This is a genomic window from Streptomyces erythrochromogenes, from assembly GCF_040684695.1.
Taxonomy (GTDB): domain Bacteria; phylum Actinomycetota; class Actinomycetes; order Streptomycetales; family Streptomycetaceae; genus Streptomyces; species Streptomyces erythrochromogenes_C.
This window is the reverse complement of the sequence record NZ_JBFBGM010000005.1, coordinates 276,069-291,337: the sequence shown is the minus strand read 5'-3', so window position 1 is coordinate 291,337 and position 15,269 is coordinate 276,069. Positions and strand designations below refer to the sequence as shown.

At 73.2% G+C, this 15,269-nt stretch carries 18 protein-coding genes and 1 pseudogene; 16 read left to right on the top strand and 3 right to left on the bottom strand.

The features are described from left to right. Position 1 precedes the first annotated feature (1 nt). Genes AB0O53_RS11780 through hisF form a run of 5 tightly spaced genes read left to right on the top strand, consistent with a single transcriptional unit; the run spans position 2 to position 2,691 of the window. Positions 2–169: a CG2302 family histidine operon protein gene (locus AB0O53_RS11780; RefSeq protein WP_030855494.1), complete on the top strand. Its 168-nt coding sequence runs from the start codon at positions 2–4 to the stop codon at positions 167–169. Beyond that, positions 166–816: an imidazole glycerol phosphate synthase subunit HisH gene (gene hisH, locus AB0O53_RS11775; RefSeq protein WP_060178927.1), complete on the top strand. Its 651-nt coding sequence runs from the start codon at positions 166–168 to the stop codon at positions 814–816. Before AB0O53_RS11780 ends, hisH begins: the two co-directional genes overlap by 4 nt. After that, positions 816–1,544, top strand: coding sequence for a bifunctional 1-(5-phosphoribosyl)-5-((5-phosphoribosylamino)methylideneamino)imidazole-4-carboxamide isomerase/phosphoribosylanthranilate isomerase PriA (priA, locus tag AB0O53_RS11770; RefSeq protein ID WP_350996292.1), 729 nt, complete (start codon positions 816–818; stop codon positions 1,542–1,544). The genes hisH and priA overlap by 1 nt, the downstream gene beginning before the upstream one ends. After that, on the top strand, positions 1,541–1,939 hold the full coding sequence (locus AB0O53_RS11765) for a RidA family protein (RefSeq protein WP_350996288.1): 399 nt from the start codon (positions 1,541–1,543) through the stop codon (positions 1,937–1,939). Before priA ends, AB0O53_RS11765 begins: the two co-directional genes overlap by 4 nt. Continuing rightward, positions 1,936–2,691: an imidazole glycerol phosphate synthase subunit HisF gene (gene hisF, locus AB0O53_RS11760; RefSeq protein ID WP_350996285.1), complete on the top strand. Its 756-nt coding sequence runs from the start codon at positions 1,936–1,938 to the stop codon at positions 2,689–2,691. The genes AB0O53_RS11765 and hisF overlap by 4 nt, the downstream gene beginning before the upstream one ends. 339 nt (positions 2,692–3,030) lie before the next feature. Here the strand turns inward: hisF and AB0O53_RS11755 are convergent, their stop codons facing one another. Further along, positions 3,031–3,663 (bottom strand): TIGR03085 family metal-binding protein, encoded by a 633-nt coding sequence (locus AB0O53_RS11755; protein ID WP_350996282.1) that lies wholly within the window; start codon positions 3,661–3,663, stop codon positions 3,031–3,033. Positions 3,664–3,754: 91 nt separating this feature from the next. Between AB0O53_RS11755 and hisI the strand changes: the two genes are divergently transcribed. The 11 genes and pseudogenes from hisI to lgt all read left to right on the top strand — a co-directional run bounded on the left by hisI (position 3,755) and on the right by lgt (position 13,085). After that, a complete protein-coding gene (gene hisI / locus AB0O53_RS11750) occupies positions 3,755–4,123 on the top strand; it encodes a phosphoribosyl-AMP cyclohydrolase (protein WP_350996279.1) in 369 nt (122 codons plus the stop codon). A 17-nt stretch (positions 4,124–4,140) separates the two neighbouring features. Next, complete coding sequence (locus AB0O53_RS11745) at positions 4,141–5,631, top strand: anthranilate synthase component I (protein WP_350996277.1); 1,491 nt, start codon at positions 4,141–4,143, stop codon at positions 5,629–5,631. A 14-nt stretch (positions 5,632–5,645) separates the two neighbouring features. Beyond that, positions 5,646–6,329 carry a TIGR02234 family membrane protein gene (locus tag AB0O53_RS11740; RefSeq protein ID WP_350996275.1) on the top strand — a complete coding sequence of 228 codons (684 nt, stop codon included), beginning with the start codon at positions 5,646–5,648 and terminating at the stop codon, positions 6,327–6,329. A gap of 147 nt (positions 6,330–6,476) precedes the next feature. Continuing rightward, on the top strand, positions 6,477–6,728 hold the full coding sequence (locus tag AB0O53_RS11735; protein ID WP_350996272.1) for an HGxxPAAW family protein: 252 nt from the start codon (positions 6,477–6,479) through the stop codon (positions 6,726–6,728). A gap of 89 nt (positions 6,729–6,817) precedes the next feature. Continuing rightward, on the top strand, positions 6,818–7,330 hold the full coding sequence (locus AB0O53_RS11730; RefSeq protein WP_365194792.1) for a DUF2752 domain-containing protein: 513 nt from the start codon (positions 6,818–6,820) through the stop codon (positions 7,328–7,330). A 172-nt stretch (positions 7,331–7,502) separates the two neighbouring features. After that, complete coding sequence (trpC, locus tag AB0O53_RS11725) at positions 7,503–8,312, top strand: indole-3-glycerol phosphate synthase TrpC (RefSeq protein ID WP_030032547.1); 810 nt, start codon at positions 7,503–7,505, stop codon at positions 8,310–8,312. Between the two features lie 77 nt (positions 8,313–8,389). Further along, positions 8,390–8,545 (top strand): tryptophan biosynthesis modulator TrpM, encoded by a 156-nt coding sequence (trpM, locus tag AB0O53_RS38340; RefSeq protein ID WP_381620827.1) that lies wholly within the window; start codon positions 8,390–8,392, stop codon positions 8,543–8,545. Positions 8,546–8,751: 206 nt separating this feature from the next. Next, positions 8,752–10,002, top strand: a complete 1,251-nt coding sequence (trpB, locus tag AB0O53_RS11720) for a tryptophan synthase subunit beta (RefSeq protein WP_350996266.1) — start codon at positions 8,752–8,754, stop codon at positions 10,000–10,002. Beyond that, positions 9,999–10,814, top strand: coding sequence for a tryptophan synthase subunit alpha (trpA, locus tag AB0O53_RS11715; protein WP_350996263.1), 816 nt, complete (start codon positions 9,999–10,001; stop codon positions 10,812–10,814). Before trpB ends, trpA begins: the two co-directional genes overlap by 4 nt. Before the next feature lie 95 nt (positions 10,815–10,909). Further along, positions 10,910–11,701: pseudogene (locus AB0O53_RS11710) on the top strand (DsbA family protein); the annotation flags it as partial. Positions 11,702–12,029: 328 nt separating this feature from the next. Further along, positions 12,030–13,085, top strand: coding sequence for a prolipoprotein diacylglyceryl transferase (gene lgt / locus AB0O53_RS11705; protein ID WP_365194786.1), 1,056 nt, complete (start codon positions 12,030–12,032; stop codon positions 13,083–13,085). Positions 13,086–13,157: 72 nt separating this feature from the next. Here lgt and AB0O53_RS11700 read toward each other — a convergent pair whose 3' ends face one another. Together AB0O53_RS11700 and AB0O53_RS11695 are read right to left on the bottom strand one after the other, a co-directional pair. Further along, entirely contained in the window at positions 13,158–13,973 is an 816-nt protein-coding gene (locus AB0O53_RS11700) for an HpcH/HpaI aldolase/citrate lyase family protein (protein ID WP_350996254.1), read from the bottom strand. Continuing rightward, on the bottom strand, positions 13,970–15,145 hold the full coding sequence (locus AB0O53_RS11695; protein ID WP_365194852.1) for a CaiB/BaiF CoA transferase family protein: 1,176 nt from the start codon (positions 15,143–15,145) through the stop codon (positions 13,970–13,972). The genes AB0O53_RS11700 and AB0O53_RS11695 overlap by 4 nt, the downstream gene beginning before the upstream one ends. Between the last annotated feature and the right edge of the window lie 124 nt (positions 15,146–15,269).

Sequence of the window (15,269 nt, the reverse complement as noted above, 5' to 3'; positions counted from 1 at the left end):
AGTGAACGGGCTGAACACCATCCTGATCGTCCTCGGCCTCTTCCTGGCCGGGGGCGTCTACTCCTTCCAGAAGCAGCAGATGCCCAAGTCGGTCATCATCCTGCTCGCCCTCGCCTCCGCCATGTGTCTGGCAGCCGGAGTCCTGCGAATCCAAGGAATCTGGGAATGAGCACAGCACGCCCCACCAAGAAGGTCGTCGTCTTCGACTACGGCTTCGGCAACGTCCGCTCCGCCGAGCGCGCCCTCGCCCGCGTCGGCGCCGACGTCGAGATCACCCGCGACTACGACAAGGCCATGGACGCCGACGGACTCCTCGTCCCCGGCGTCGGCGCCTTCTCGGCCTGCATGCAGGGCCTCAAGGACGTCCGCGGCGACTGGATCATCGGCCGCCGCCTCTCCGGCGGCCGCCCGGTCATGGGCATCTGCGTCGGCATGCAGATCCTCTTCGAGCGCGGCATCGAGCACGGCGTGGAGACCGAAGGCCTCGACGAGTGGCCCGGCACCGTCGGCCCGCTCAAGGCCCCGATCGTCCCCCACATGGGCTGGAACACCGTCGAGGCCCCGGCCGACAGCCAGGCCTTCGCCGGCCTGGACGCCGACGCCCGGTTCTACTTCGTGCACTCCTACGCGGCGCGCGACTGGAGCCTGGAAGTCACCAACCCGCTGATCCGCGCCCCCAAGGTCACCTGGGCCACCCACGGCGAACGCTTCGTCGCGGCGGTGGAGAACGGGGCCCTGTGGGCCACCCAGTTCCACCCCGAGAAGTCCGGCGACGCCGGCGCCCAGCTCCTCACCAACTGGATCGAGACCCTCTGATGCCGAACACGCTCGAGCTCCTCCCCGCGGTCGACGTCCGCGACGGCCAGGCCGTCCGCCTCGTCCACGGCGTCTCCGGCAGCGAGACCTCCTACGGCTCCCCGCTGCAGGCGGCCCTCGCCTGGCAGTCCGCCGGCGCCGAGTGGCTCCACCTGGTCGACCTGGACGCCGCCTTCGGCACCGGCGACAACCGCGCCCTGGTCGCCGAGATCACCCGCGCCATGGACATCAAGGTCGAGCTGTCCGGCGGCATCCGCGACGACGCCTCGCTCGCCGCGGCCCTCGCCACCGGCTGCACCCGCGTCAACCTCGGCACCGCCGCCCTGGAGACCCCCGAGTGGGCCGCCAAGGCCATCGCCGAGCACGGCGACAGGATCGCCATCGGCCTCGACGTCACCGGCACCACCCTCAAGGGCCGCGGCTGGACCAGCGAGGGCGGCGACCTCTACGAGACCCTCGCCCGCCTCGACTCCGAGGGCTGCGCCCGCTACGTCGTCACCGACATCGGCAAGGACGGCACGCTCACCGGCCCCAACCTGGAGCTGCTGAAGAACGTCTGCGCCGCCACCGACCGCCCCGTCGTCGCCTCCGGCGGCATCTCCTCCCTCGACGACCTGCGGGCCCTGTCCGACCTGGTCCCCCTGGGCGTCGAGGGCGCGATCGTCGGCAAGGCCCTGTACGCCAAGGCCTTCACCCTGGAAGAAGCCCTGAAGGTGGTCTCCGCATGAGCAGCTCCCCCGACACCGGCGCCGTACGCCGCATCTCCTCCGGCGGCCCCTACGAGGACGTCATCGCGTACTCCCGGGCCGTGCAGCTGCCGAACGGCCTCGTGCTGGTCTCCGGCTGCACCGCGGCCGACGCGGGCGGCCCCTACGAGCAGACCGTCGCCGCCTTCGGCGTCGCCTTCAAGGCCCTCGCCCAGGCCGGCCTCGGCCCCGAGGACGTCGTCCGCACCCGCATGTACCTGACGCACGCCCGCGACGTGGACGACGCGGGCCGCGCCCACAAGGAACTCTTCGACGCGGTCCGCCCGGCCGCGACGATGCTCATCGTCTCCGGCTTCGTCGACCCGTCGATGGTCGTCGAGGTGGAGGTCGAGGCGTACAAGGCGGTGCCCGCATGAGCCTCGCCGTACGCGTGATCCCCTGCCTGGACGTGGACAACGGCCGCGTCGTCAAGGGCGTCAACTTCCAGAACCTGCGCGACGCGGGCGACCCGGTGGAGATGGCCAAGCTGTACGACGCCGAAGGCGCCGACGAGCTGACCTTCCTCGACATCACCGCGTCCTCCGGGAACCGCGAGACCACCTACGACGTGGTGCGCCGCACCGCCGAGCAGGTCTTCATCCCGCTGACCGTGGGCGGCGGCGTCCGCACGGCCGACGACGTCGACAAGCTGCTGCGCGCGGGAGCGGACAAGGTGGGCGTGAACACGGCCGCCATCGCCCGCCCCGAGCTGATCCAGGAGATCGCGGAGCGGTTCGGCCGGCAGGTCCTCGTCCTGTCGGTCGACGCCCGCCGCACCGAGTCCGGCACCTTCGAGGTCACCACGCACGGCGGCCGCCGGGGCACCGGCATCGACGCCGTCGAGTGGGCGCACCGGGCCGCGGAGCTGGGCGCCGGCGAGATCCTGCTGAACTCGATGGACGCCGACGGCACGAAGGACGGCTACGACACCGAGATGATCGCGGCGGTCCGCAAGCACGTCACCGTGCCGGTGATCGCCTCGGGCGGCGCGGGCCGCCTCGCCGACTTCGCCCCGGCGATCGAGGCGGGTGCCGATGCGGTGCTCGCCGCGTCGGTCTTCCATTTCGGCGACCTGCGCATCTCCGAGGTCAAGTCGGCCCTCCGCGAGGCGGGCCACCCGGTCCGCTAGCCCGTCGCCCCCGGCGGGGTCTGCCGACTCGGGGCGCTGCCGTCGATCCCCGCCTGCGGGCCGGTGGCCGCGCCTCAATTGCCGGCGGGGCTGGTTTGGTGTCCCTGGGCGGGGTCGGGAGTGGGGGTGAGGGTGCGGGGCCGCCGGGGGGTATCTCCTCGGCTCGGCGCGTGCCAGTTCCTCTCGGCCGTACCCGGTGGTTGCGCGCTCGTCCTGCGGGGACACCCCCCACCGTCCCCACACCCCCACCTCGAAGCCAGACTCAGCCCCGCCGGCGCTTGAGGCGCGGCCACCGGCCCGCACCCGGAAGACAAGGGCAGCGCCCGGCCAGGGCAAGGGTTAGAGGCCCAGCTCCGCCACCGTCAGCTTCGCGACGGCCTCCTTCTCGCCGTCCAGCGTCACCGCGGCCGACGCCTGCCGGCCGAAGCAGAACAGCGTCAGTTCCCCCGGCTCCCCCGTCACCGTCACCACCGGCGCACCCTTGTGCGCCACGGCCGTCTGACCGTTCGGACGCCTCAGCACCAGGCCCACCGGCGAGCGGCGCCCCGTCAGCCGGGCCATCTTCTCCAGGCGGGACCACAGCGCGTCCGAGAACACCCGGTCCAGCTCCCGCGGGGACCAGTCCGGCTGGGCCCGGCGGACGTCCTCCGCGTGGACGTAGAACTCCACCGCGTTCGCCGCCTCGTCGATCTGCTTCAGCGCGTACGGCGACATCCGCGGCGGCCCGGTCCGGATCAGCTGGATCAGCTCCTCGTACGGCTTGGCCGTGTACTCGGCCATCGCCGCGTCCAGCCGCCCCTTCAGCACCTTCAGCAGCAGGCCGCCCGCCGCGTCCGGCCGCCGCTCCCGCACCACCACGTGCGCGGCCAGGTCCCGGCACCGCCAGCCGGTGCACAGCGTGGGGGCCTCCGGACCGGCCGCCTCCAACAGGTCCGCCAGCAGCAGTCGTTCACGCTTCGCATGGGTAGACATGCGGGCCAGCCTACGGCCGGAACCCGCCCCGCGCCCGCCCATCAGACGGACATGGATCACCACCCCCATCCGGGCCCGGCACAATGGCTCCATGAGTACGACCCCCCGCCCCGGCAACCTCGACCCCGCCATCGCCGCGCGCCTCAAGCGCTCCGCCGACGGCCTGGTACCGGCCATCGCCCAGCAGTACGACACCGGTGAGGTGCTCATGCTCGGGTGGATGGACGACGAGGCACTGCACCGCACCCTGACCACCGGCCGCTGCACGTACTGGTCCCGCAGCCGCCAGGAGTACTGGGTGAAGGGGGATACGTCCGGCCACTTCCAGCACGTCAAGTCCGTCGCCCTCGACTGCGACGCCGACACCGTGCTCGTCCGGGTCGACCAGGTCGGAGCCGCCTGCCACACCGGCTCCCGCACCTGCTTCGACGAAGACGTCCTCCTCCGCGCAGCCGACTAGGTAGGGGTCCCCACGCAATGGATCTTGAGACGTTCCGCAAGCTCGCGGCCGACCGCCGCGTCATCCCCGTGAGCCGCAAGCTGCTCGCCGACGGGGACACGCCCGTCGGGCTCTACCGCAAGCTGGCCGCCGAACGCCCCGGCACCTTCCTCCTGGAGTCCGCGGAGAACGGCCGGTCCTGGTCCCGGTACTCCTTCGTCGGGGTCCGCAGCGACGCCACCCTGACCGTCCGCGACGGCCGGGCGCACTGGATCGGCACCCCGCCCGTCGGCGTACCCACCGACGGCGACCCCCTCGACGCCCTGCGCGCGACCGTCGGGGCCCTGCACACCCCCCGCGACCTTGCGGGGGAGATGCCCCCCTTCACCGGCGGCATGGTCGGCTACCTCGGCTACGACATCGTCCGCCGCCTGGAGCGCATCGGCGAGCACGGCAGCGACGACCTGGAACTGCCCGAGCTGACGATGCTGCTCACCTCCGACCTCGCGGTGCTGGACCACTGGGACGGCACCGTCCAGCTCATCGCCAACGCCATCAACCACAACGACCTCGACTCCGGGGTCGACGAGGCGTACGCGGACGCCGTGGCCCGCCTCGACGCCATGGAGGCGGACCTGGCGCGGCCCGCGCCCTACGTCCCGGCCCCGCTGCCCGCCTCCGCGCTGCCCGAGTACTCCGCCCTGTGGGGCGGCGAGGAGTACCAGGCGGCCGTCGAGGACATCAAGGAGCGCATCCGGGCCGGCGAGGCCTTCCAGGTGGTGCCCTCGCAGCGGTTCGAGACCCCCTGCACGGCCTCCGCGCTGGACGTCTACCGGGTGCTGCGCGCCACCAACCCGTCCCCGTACATGTACCTCTTCCGCTTCGAGAACGGCTTCGACGTGGTCGGGTCGAGCCCGGAGGCGCTGGTCAAGGTCGAGGACGGGCGGGCCATGGTCCACCCCATCGCCGGCACCCGCCACCGGGGCGCGACCCCGCAGGAGGACAACGACCTCGCCGAGGAGCTGCTGGCCGACCCCAAGGAGCGCGCCGAGCACCTGATGCTCGTCGACCTGGGCCGCAACGACCTCGGGCGGGTCTGCGAGCCCGGATCGGTCGAGGTCGTCGACTTCATGTCGATCGAGCGCTACTCCCACGTCATGCACATCGTCTCCACCGTGACGGGGCGCGTGGCCGAGGGGAAGACCGCCTTCGACGTGCTCACGGCCTGTTTCCCGGCCGGCACCCTCTCCGGGGCGCCCAAGCCGCGCGCCATGCAGATCATCGAGGAGCTGGAGCCCTCCCGCCGCGGCCTCTACGGCGGCTGCGTGGGCTACCTGGACTTCGCCGGCGACTCCGACACCGCCATCGCCATCCGTACGGCGCTGCTGCGCGACGGTACGGCGTACGTGCAGGCCGGAGCCGGTGTCGTCGCCGACTCGGTGCCCGAGCTGGAGGACAACGAGTGCCGCAACAAGGCCGCCGCCGTGCTGCGGGCCGTGGCAGCGGCGAACCGCCTGAGCGGCTCCTGAGGGCGTAGGGGATAGTGGGGTACGTGAGTGCCGTACCCCCGCCCCGTTCCGATGCCTCCGCCGAGCCCGAGGCCCCCGACAGCCGCAGCAGCCGCAGCAGCCGCCGCAGCGTGGCCGCGGCGCTGCTGCTCGGCGCGCTCGGCGCCACCGTCGTCCTGCTCGCCTCCGGCCGCGTCTGGGCCCGGGGCACGGCCGCCATCGGCAGCGACTCGCTCCAGCTGAGCGCCGACGGGCGGGCCGTGACCGGGCTCCCGGCGGCCCTGGCCATCGTCGGCCTGGCCGCGCTGGTCGCCGTCTTCGCCGTACGCGGCAAGGGCCGGCTGCTGGTGTCCGGCCTGCTGGCGCTCAGCGGGCTCGGCGCGGCGCTGTCGGCCCTCTTCGGCTCCGACGGCCGCAGCGTCCTGGACGCGCAGGCCGCCCGTACGACCGCGGACAGCGCGGCGCACGTGGCCGGCCTGACCCAGACGACGTGGCCGTACGTCACGGCCGCCGGAGCGGTCCTGATCCTGGCCGCCGGGCTGCTGGCGCTGCGCTTCGGCCGCGGCTGGCCCGCGATGGGCGGCCGCTACGAGCGTGACGGCAGGCCCCGTCCGAGGGCCGTCGCGGCGGTGGATCCGGACCGGCCGGAAGATCTGTGGAAGGCTCTGGACCGCGGCGAGGACCCGACCACGGGTCCGAGCGGCGACCGGACCCGCTGACCCGGCCCCGGCCGGGCCCGCGACCCGGCGCCCGAGCCGACCCCCGCTGGACGGTGAGGCCGCCCGGTGCGGGACAATGTCACCGAGCGTCCGACACAGACCGCACGTTCGACGAAGCAGCGCGACAGAGCAACGAGGAGCAAACTCATGGCGGGCACTAGCCACGGACACACCCCGGCCGCCTGGACCGGTGTCATCATCGCCTTCATCGGTTTCTGCATCTCCGGCGCCTTCATGGTGCTCGCCAACCCCCTCGGCTTCTGGGCCGGCATGGTCGTCGTCGCGCTCGGCGGTGTCGTCGGCCTGGCGATGAAGGCCGCGGGCATGGGCGCGCCGAAGGCCACCCACAAGGACCTGGCCGAGGTCATCGCCGCGAACAAGGTCCCCGCCAAGGCCTGAGCGCGCCACCTGCGCCGGTCCTGGAAGAGAGCCGAAAGGCGCGGCCCCGCCGGGCTGCGCCTTTTGTCGTGAGCGGAGAGAATCAGCAGGTGGACGCCTCCAGCACCCCCGACCCCGGACCCGGTCCGCAGGCCGGGCCCGCCGTGCCCGCGGGTGCGGCCGTGCCCGCGGTGCCGGCCGTGCCCGCGGTGCCCCAGCGGGCGTCCCGCGCCAGGCGGCTCGCCGCCCCGGCGCTCTACCTGGCCGCGGCCGGCGCGGCGTTCGCCTACGTGGGCGCCGTGGACCCCAACGAGCCGGGCCACTACCCGGTCTGCCCGCTGCTGCGGCTGACGGGCGTCCTGTGCCCCGGCTGCGGCGGGCTGCGCAGCGCGCACGCGTTCGCCCACGGGGACCTGGCCGCTGCTTTCGGGTCGAATGCCCTCGCGGTCGTCGGCTACTTCGTCTTCGCGGGTTTCATGGCCCTGTGGCTGGTTCGCGCCTACCGCGGCGGGCCGGCTCCGAGGATCGTCCTGCGTCCCGCCCATGCGTGGGCGGTGGGCGCGGTGGTACTGGTTTTCGCCGTTGTCCGAAATCTCTCTTTCGGGACGGCCCTGGCACCCTGAGGCCCGCGTACAGCCGGGATGAAGGGCGTATTCCGAATGTCCAGTTACTGGGACGCCGTCAACCGAGTGCGGAGGGCGACGCCTCCGCCGGATACCATTTGATTGCCGACCTTGCAGTGGTACGTGTCTGCAGGGCGGCCGACCGTCATCGACCCGGAAGGGGGCCGCTCGCGTGAGTGTGCTCGACGAGATCATCGAAGGGGTCCGCGAAGACCTTGCCGAACGGCAGGCCCGCGTGAGCCTCGACGAGCTCAAGGAGCGTGCCGCCAAGGCGCCCCAGGCCAAGGACGGCGTCGCGGCCCTGCGCGGCGACGGCGTCAAGGTGATCTGCGAGGTCAAGCGCTCCAGCCCCTCCAAGGGCGCGCTGGCCGCGATCGCGGATCCGGCCGGGCTCGCCGCGGACTACGAGGCGGGCGGTGCGGCGGTCATCTCCGTCCTCACCGAGCAGCGCCGGTTCGGCGGCTCGCTGGCCGACCTGGAGGCCGTCCGCGCCCGCGTGGACATCCCGATCCTGCGCAAGGACTTCATCGTCACGGCGTACCAGCTCTGGGAGGCCCGCGCCTACGGCGCCGACCTCGCGCTGCTGATCGTCGCGGCCCTGGAGCAGGAGGCCCTCGTCTCCCTCATCGAGCGGGCCGAGTCCATCGGCCTCACCCCGCTCGTCGAGGTCCACGACGAGGAGGAGGTGGAGCGCGCGGTGGCCGCCGGCGCCAAGATCATCGGTGTCAACGCCCGCAACCTCAAGGACCTCAAGGTCGACCGCTCCACCTTCGAGCGCGTCGTCGGCGAGATCCCGCCCCACATCGTCAAGGTCGCCGAGTCCGGCATCCGCGGACCGCACGACCTGATCGCCTACGCGAACGAGGGCGCCGACGCCGTCCTCGTCGGCGAGTCCCTGGTCACCGGCCGCGACCCGAAGGCGGCCGTGGCCGACCTCGTCGCCGCCGGCGCCCACCCGGCCCTGCGCCACGGACGGAGCTGACCCGTCCCGTGACCCCCGACCGCCCTTGCGTCCGCACGCAGCCCGCGCCGCCGGCATCCCGCCGCGGCCCGGGCGGCGTGCCGACGGCGTACGCGCCCCTGGCGCGCGGCTGCCGCCCCCGCGGCTGCCGCGCCCCGGCACGGCGCGTCCACGGGCGGCGGGTCCGGTACGTGATCGGCTCCGAGCCCGGCCAGGTCAACGGCATGCGATGGCGCCGCGGAGACGCGCCGTAACGAGGGCTGCCGCGGCCCGGTACGCGAAGGCGTACCGCGTCGCCGCGCGGTCCCGTACGGCCTGCTGCCCGGGCCGACCGGCTCCGGGAGCGGGCCGCTCCGCACCGTGACCACGACATCCCCCAGCGGGGTGTCCGCGGCACGGGCGGGCGGCGCAATACGGTGAAACCACCCGCCGCATCTCGCACCCGTAGGAGCACTGGATCATGTCCAGCGAGTTCTTCATCCCGGACCCGGAGGGTCACGTTCCCAACGCCGAGGGCTACTTCGGCGACTTCGGCGGCAAGTTCATCCCGGAGGCGCTCGTCGCCGCCGTGGACGAGGTCGCCGTCGAGTACGAGAAGGCCAAGGGCGACCCGTCCTTCGCGGCCGAGCTCAACGACCTCATGGTCAACTACACCGGCCGCCCGAGCGCCCTCACCGAGGTGCCCCGCTTCGCCGAGCACGCCGGCGGCGCGCGGATCTTCCTCAAGCGCGAGGACCTCAACCACACCGGCTCGCACAAGATCAACAACGTGCTGGGCCAGGCGCTGCTCACCAAGCGCATGGGCAAGACCCGCGTGATCGCCGAGACCGGCGCCGGCCAGCACGGCGTGGCCACCGCCACCGCCTGCGCCCTCTTCGGCCTCGAATGCGTCATCTACATGGGCGAGATCGACACCCAGCGCCAGGCGCTGAACGTCGCCCGCATGCGCATGCTCGGCGCCGAGGTCATCGCGGTGAAGTCCGGCTCGCGGACCCTGAAGGACGCCATCAACGAGGCGTTCCGCGACTGGGTCGCCAACGTGGACCGCACCCACTACCTCTTCGGCACGGTCGCCGGCCCGCACCCCTTCCCGGCGATGGTCCGCGACTTCCACCGCGTCATCGGCGTCGAGGCCCGCCGCCAGATCCTGGAGCGCGCCGGCCGGCTGCCCGACGCCGTCGCGGCCTGCGTCGGCGGCGGCTCCAACGCCATCGGCCTCTTCCACGCCTTCATCCCGGACGCCGGCGTCCGCCTGGTCGGCTTCGAGCCCGCCGGGCACGGCGTCGAGACCGGCGAGCACGCGGCCACCCTGACCGCGGGCGAGCCCGGCATCCTGCACGGCTCCCGCTCCTACGTCCTGCAGGACGAGGAGGGCCAGATCACCGAGCCGTACTCCATCTCGGCCGGCCTGGACTACCCCGGCATCGGCCCGGAGCACTCCTACCTCAAGGACGCCGGCCGCGGCGAGTACCGCGCGGTCACCGACGACGCCGCGATGCAGGCCCTGCGCCTGCTCTCCCGCACCGAGGGCATCATCCCGGCGATCGAGTCGGCGCACGCCCTCGCCGGCGCCCTGGAGCTGGGCAAGGAGCTGGGCAAGGACGGCCTGCTCGTCGTCAACCTGTCCGGCCGCGGCGACAAGGACATGGACACGGCGGCCCGCTACTTCGGGCTGTACGACGGCGCGAGCGCCGAGGGGGAGTCGAAGTGAGCAACGGCAACATCCAGCTGCTGAGCGACACGCTCGCCAAGGCGAAGTCCGAGGACCGCGCCGCGCTCGTCGCCTACCTGCCGGCGGGCTTCCCGACCGTCGACGGCGCCATCGACGCGGTCAAGGCCGTCATCGCGGGCGGCGCGGACGTCGTCGAGATCGGCCTCCCGCACAGCGACCCGGTCCTCGACGGCGCCATCATCCAGACCGCCGACGACATCGCCCTGCGCGGCGGGGTCAAGATCGCCGACGTGCTCCGCACCGTGCGCGAGGCCCACGAGGCGACCGGCGCGCCGATCCTGGTGATGACCTACTGGAACCCGATCGACCGCTACGGCGTCGAGCGGTTCACGGCCGAGCTGGCCGCGGCGGGCGGCGCCGGCTGCATCCTGCCCGACCTGCCGGTCCAGGAGTCCGCGCTGTGGCGCGAGCACGCCGAGAAGCACGGTCTCGCGACCGTCTTCGTCGTGGCGCCGAGCAGCAAGGACGAGCGCCTGGCCACCATCACGGCGGCCGGCTCCGGCTTCGTCTACGCCGCCTCGCTGATGGGCGTCACGGGCACCCGCGAATCGGTCGGCAACCAGGCGCAGGACCTGGTGCGGCGTACGCGGGCCACCACCGAGCTCCCGGTCTGCGTCGGCCTCGGCGTCTCCAACGCCGCCCAGGCCAAGGAGGTGGCCGGCTTCGCCGACGGGGTGATCGTCGGCTCGGCCTTCGTGAAGCTGCTGCTGGACGCGCCGGACCTGCCGGCCGGGCTGGACGCCGTACGGGCGCTGGCGGGCGAGCTTGCGGCAGGCGTACGCAGGAGCTGAGACAAAACGGACACCTGATCGGGTTCTGTAGTCCGATCGGGTGGAATGGCGAGCAGGGAGGCACGCGAGTGCCTCCCTGCTTCGTTTGGCGGAGCGTGAGCGACAAGAACGACGGTGCCAACCGCGATGCGACGAAACGATCGGCCCGGGAGCGACTCCAAGCGGAGCGCGAGCGGCAGAAGACCCGGGACAAGCGCCGGCGGACCCTGATCGTGGCGGCGGCGGTGGTCGGCGTCCTCGGCCTGGCGACGGTCGTGGGCGTGATCGCGGCCAATGCCGGCAAGGACACCAGCGCCAAGGGCGGCCCGGTCGTCGCCCCGAGCGGCGCCACCGGCAAGGACGCTCTCGCCATCCAGACGGGCAAGCCCGAGGCGAAGGCCACCCTCACCGTGTGGGAGGACTTCCGCTGCCCGGCCTGCAAGTCCTTCGAGGACAACTACCGGGACACCATCCACGAGCTGGAGGCCAAGGGCCTGCTCAAGGTGGACTACCACCTGGTCACGCTCATCGACGGGAACATGGGCGGCAGCGGCTCCCTGAAGGGGGCGAACGCGGCGGCCTGTGCCCAGGACGCCGGCAAGTTCACCGAGTACCACGACGTCCTCTTCCAGAACCAGCCGCAGGAGGTCGACGATGCCTACGGCAAGAACGCCAAGCTGCTGGAGCTGGCGGGCAAGGTGGACGGGCTGGTCACCCCCGAGTTCACGGCGTGCGTCGAGGAGGGAACCCACAACAGCTGGGTGGCCAAGTCGCACGAGGCGTTCGCCGCCGGGAACTTCCGCGGCACGCCGACCGTGCTGCTCGACGGCAAGGACATCTTCTCCGACCAGGCCAACCCGCTGACCCCGCAGAAGCTGAAGGAGAAGGTGGAAGCGGGCGCCAAGGGCTCCGGCGGGGCCGGCGCGAAGGGTTCCGGGACGGAGACCGGCAAGGAGTCGGGCAAGGACACCGGGACGGACAGCGGGACGGACACCGGGAAGGGCGGGGCGAAGGCCTCACCGTCGGCGTCGAGGACGGCGTCGAGGAATTCCGCGACCGTTTCGGGGAGCGGGTCCGGGAACGGCACCGGGAACGGGACGGGGAACGGCTCCGGGAGCGGCTCCGGGAACGGGTCCTCGGGGGGCTGACTTCCGCCGATCCATGTCTGGATTTGGTTTCGACCCTGCCGGGCGGGTTGCGGTACGCACCGTCCGGCAGGGTAGCGTCAGGTCTGCCATGGACATTGCTTACATCCCCAGTCCGTCGACCGGCGTGATCCATCTCGGACCGATCCCGCTCCGCGGCTACGCGTTCTGCATCATCATCGGCGTCTTCGTCGCCGTCTGGCTCGGCAACAAGCGCTGGATCGCGCGCGGCGGAAAGCCGGGCACGGTCGCGGACATCGCCGTGTGGGCGGTGCCGTTCGGGCTGGTCGGCGGTCGCCTGTACCACGTGATCACCGACTACCAGCTCTACTTCGGCGAGGGCCGCAACTGGGTCGACGCCTTCAAGATCTGGGAGGGCGGCCTCGGCATCTGGGGCGCGATCGCGCTGGGCGCGGTCGGCGCCTGGATCGGCTGCCGGCTGCGCGGCATCCCGCTGCCGGCCTGGGCCGACGCCCTGGCCCCCGGCATCGCGCTGGCCCAGGCCTGCGGCCGCTGGGGCAACTGGTTCAACCAGGAGCTCTACGGCCGGGCCACCGACCTGCCCTGGGCGGTGGAGATCAGCGCCGGCCCCAACCGGGACGCCGGGACCTACCACCCGACCTTCCTGTACGAGTCGCTGTGGTGCGTCGGCGTCGCCCTCCTGGTGATCTGGGCCGACCGCCGCTTCAAGCTCGGCCACGGCCGGGCCTTCGCCCTGTACGTCGCCGCGTACTGCGTCGGCCGCGGCTGGATCGAGTACATGCGCGTCGACGAGGCGCACCACATCCTGGGCGTCCGGCTGAACGTCTGGACCTCGATCGTCGTCTTCGTGCTCGCGGTGGTCTACTTCGTCCTCTCGGCGAAGCTGCGGCCGGGCCGCGAGGAGATCGTCGAGCCGGACCGCCCCGGCGATGAGGGCGGCAAGGACGGCAAGGCTGCCGTCGACGCCAAGGACACGGGCAAGGCCGCGGTCGAGGCCAAGGACAACGGCGAGGCCGCTGTGGCGAAGACCGAGGACAAGCCGGCGGTGGAGGCGGCCGAGGCCGCGCCCAAGGGCTCCGCTCCGGCCCTCGCCCAGGGCGCCGTCAAGGCGGACCTGCGCAAGCCGGCCACGGACGCCGAGGCCACGGACGCCGACAAGTCCTGACCGGGAAACGGTCGCAAGGAGGGGTGCCGCGTACGACGCGGCACCCCTCTCGCACGTCCGGGCGGCGGGGCTTCAGTGGACCGCCACCCGCGCGGCCAGCGCCAGCGTGCGGTGCGCCGACGCCACGACGGCCGGATCCACGAACCGGCCGTCCGGCAGCGCCAGCGCCCCCGGCGCGGCCCGCGCCGCACTGAGCACCTCCACGGCGGCGCTGACCTCCTCGGGCGCCGGGAGGTAGGCCCGCTCGATCACCGGGAGCTGGCGCGGGTGGATCGCCGCCCGGCCGAGGAAGCCGAGGGCCCTGCCGCGGGCGCAGGAGACCGCCAGCGCCTCCAGGTCCCGGATGTCGGGGAACACCGACTGCGACGGGGGCGCCAGCCCGGCCGCGCGCGCCGCGACCACCACCCGGGAACGGCACCAGTCCAGGCCCTCCTCGGCGCTGACCGCCAGGTCCGCCCGCAGGTCCGCCTCACCGAGGGAGAGCCCGCGCAGGGCGGGGTGCGCGCGGGCGATCTCGTACGCGCGCTCCACGCCCACCGCAGACTCCAGCAGGGCGTACAGGCCCACCCCGCCCGTACGATCGGCGGCCGCGGCGATCTGCTCCGGCGCACAGATCTTGGGCAGCCGCAGCCCCGAGAGCCCGCGCAGCCCGGCGAGCGCGGCGAGGTCCGCGCCGCCCCACGGGGAATCGAGGGCGTTGACGCGGACGTGAACGGGGACCGGCGGCCGTTCGGAGAGCAGCTCGACGGTGGCGGCGCGGGCGTACTCCTTGCGCGAGACCGCCACCGCGTCCTCCAGGTCGACGATGACGGCGTCCGCCCCGCGGCCCAGCGCCTTGCCGACCACCGCCGGGCGGTCGCCCGGCGCGTACAGCCAGGTCAGGATCACAGGGCCCCCTCGGTGCGCAGCGCGGCGATTTCGGCCCCGGACAGTCCGAGCTCGGCCAGTACCTCGGTGGTGTCCGCGCCGTGCGGACGGCCCGCCCAGCGGATACCGCCGGGGGTCTCGGACAGCCGGAAGAGGACGTTCTGCATCCGCAGGGGGCCCAGTTCCGGATCCTCGACCTCGGTCACCGTGTCGAGGGCCGCGAACTGCGGATCGGCCATCACGTCGCGGACGTCGTAGACGAGCGCGACGGCCGCCTCGGCCTCCTCGAAGGCGCACACGACCTCCTCCGCCTTGCGCTCGGCGATCCAGCCGCCGACCGCGTCGTCGAGGACGTCGGCGTGCCGGGCCCGCCCGGCGCCGGTGGCGAACCAGGGCTCGGCGATCAGCTCCGGCCGGCCGACCAGCCGCATCACCCGCTCGGCGATGGACAGGGCGGAGGCGGAGACCGCCAGCCAGCGGCCGTCGGCGCTGCGGTAGGTGTTGCGCGGGGCGTTGTTGGCGGAGCGGTTCCCCGTGCGCGGCTGGACGTGGCCCAGTTGGTCGTACCAGAGCGGCTGCGGGCCGAGCACGGTGAGGATCGGCTCGATGATGGCGAGGTCCACGACCTGCCCGTGCCCGGTGCGGTCCCGTCCGGCGAGCGCCGTCATCACGGCGTACGCGCAGGTCAGCGCGGCGATCGAGTCGGCGAGCCCGAAGGGCGGGAGGGTCGGCGGGCCGTCCGGCTCCCCGGTGACCGCGGCGAAACCGCTCATGGCCTCGGCGAGCGTGCCGAAGCCGGGGCGGTGGGCGTACGGGCCCTGCTGGCCGAAGGCCGTCACGCGGGCCAGGATCAGGCGCGGGTTGGCCGCCGACAGCTCGGGCCAGCCCAGGCCCCACTTCTCCAGGGTGCCGGGGCGGAAGTTCTCGACGACCACGTCGGCGGTGGCGGCGAGCCGCAGCAGGGTGTCCCGGCCGCCGGGGGTGGACAGGTCGAGGGTGATGGTCCGCTTGTTCCGGCCGAGCAGCTTCCACCACAGGCCGATGCCGTCCTTGGCGGGGCCGTGGCCGCGGGAGGGGTCGGGGACGGCCGGGTGCTCGACCTTGACGACGTCGGCACCGAAGTCCCCGAGCAGGGTGGCGGTGAGGGGCCCGGCGAAGAGCGTCGCGAGATCGAGCACCCGCAGCCCGCGCAGGGGCCCCTTGGCGGGGCTCCGCCCCGGCCGGGCGGCGGGCGCGGGGTCGGAGCCTCGGCCGCGCTTCGGGGGGACGGGGCCGGTGCGGTGGGGGAGCGGGGTGGCCGCGGCTTCGGCGGGGCCG

What these genes read in the sequence shown, in the direction of transcription:
- hisH (WP_060178927.1), top strand. Translation starts at nt 166, where the DNA reads ATGAGCACAGCACGCCCCACCAAGAAGGTCGTCGTCTTCGACTACGGC.
- priA (WP_350996292.1), top strand. Translation starts at nt 816, where the DNA reads ATGCCGAACACGCTCGAGCTCCTCCCCGCGGTCGACGTCCGCGACGGC.
- AB0O53_RS11765 (WP_350996288.1), top strand. Translation starts at nt 1,541, where the DNA reads ATGAGCAGCTCCCCCGACACCGGCGCCGTACGCCGCATCTCCTCCGGC.
- hisF (WP_350996285.1), top strand. Translation starts at nt 1,936, where the DNA reads ATGAGCCTCGCCGTACGCGTGATCCCCTGCCTGGACGTGGACAACGGC.
- AB0O53_RS11755 (WP_350996282.1), bottom strand. Translation starts at nt 3,663, where the DNA reads ATGTCTACCCATGCGAAGCGTGAACGACTGCTGCTGGCGGACCTGTTG.
- hisI (WP_350996279.1), top strand. Translation starts at nt 3,755, where the DNA reads ATGAGTACGACCCCCCGCCCCGGCAACCTCGACCCCGCCATCGCCGCG.
- AB0O53_RS11745 (WP_350996277.1), top strand. Translation starts at nt 4,141, where the DNA reads ATGGATCTTGAGACGTTCCGCAAGCTCGCGGCCGACCGCCGCGTCATC.
- AB0O53_RS11735 (WP_350996272.1), top strand. Translation starts at nt 6,477, where the DNA reads ATGGCGGGCACTAGCCACGGACACACCCCGGCCGCCTGGACCGGTGTC.
- trpB (WP_350996266.1), top strand. Translation starts at nt 8,752, where the DNA reads ATGTCCAGCGAGTTCTTCATCCCGGACCCGGAGGGTCACGTTCCCAAC.
- lgt (WP_365194786.1), top strand. Translation starts at nt 12,030, where the DNA reads ATGGACATTGCTTACATCCCCAGTCCGTCGACCGGCGTGATCCATCTC.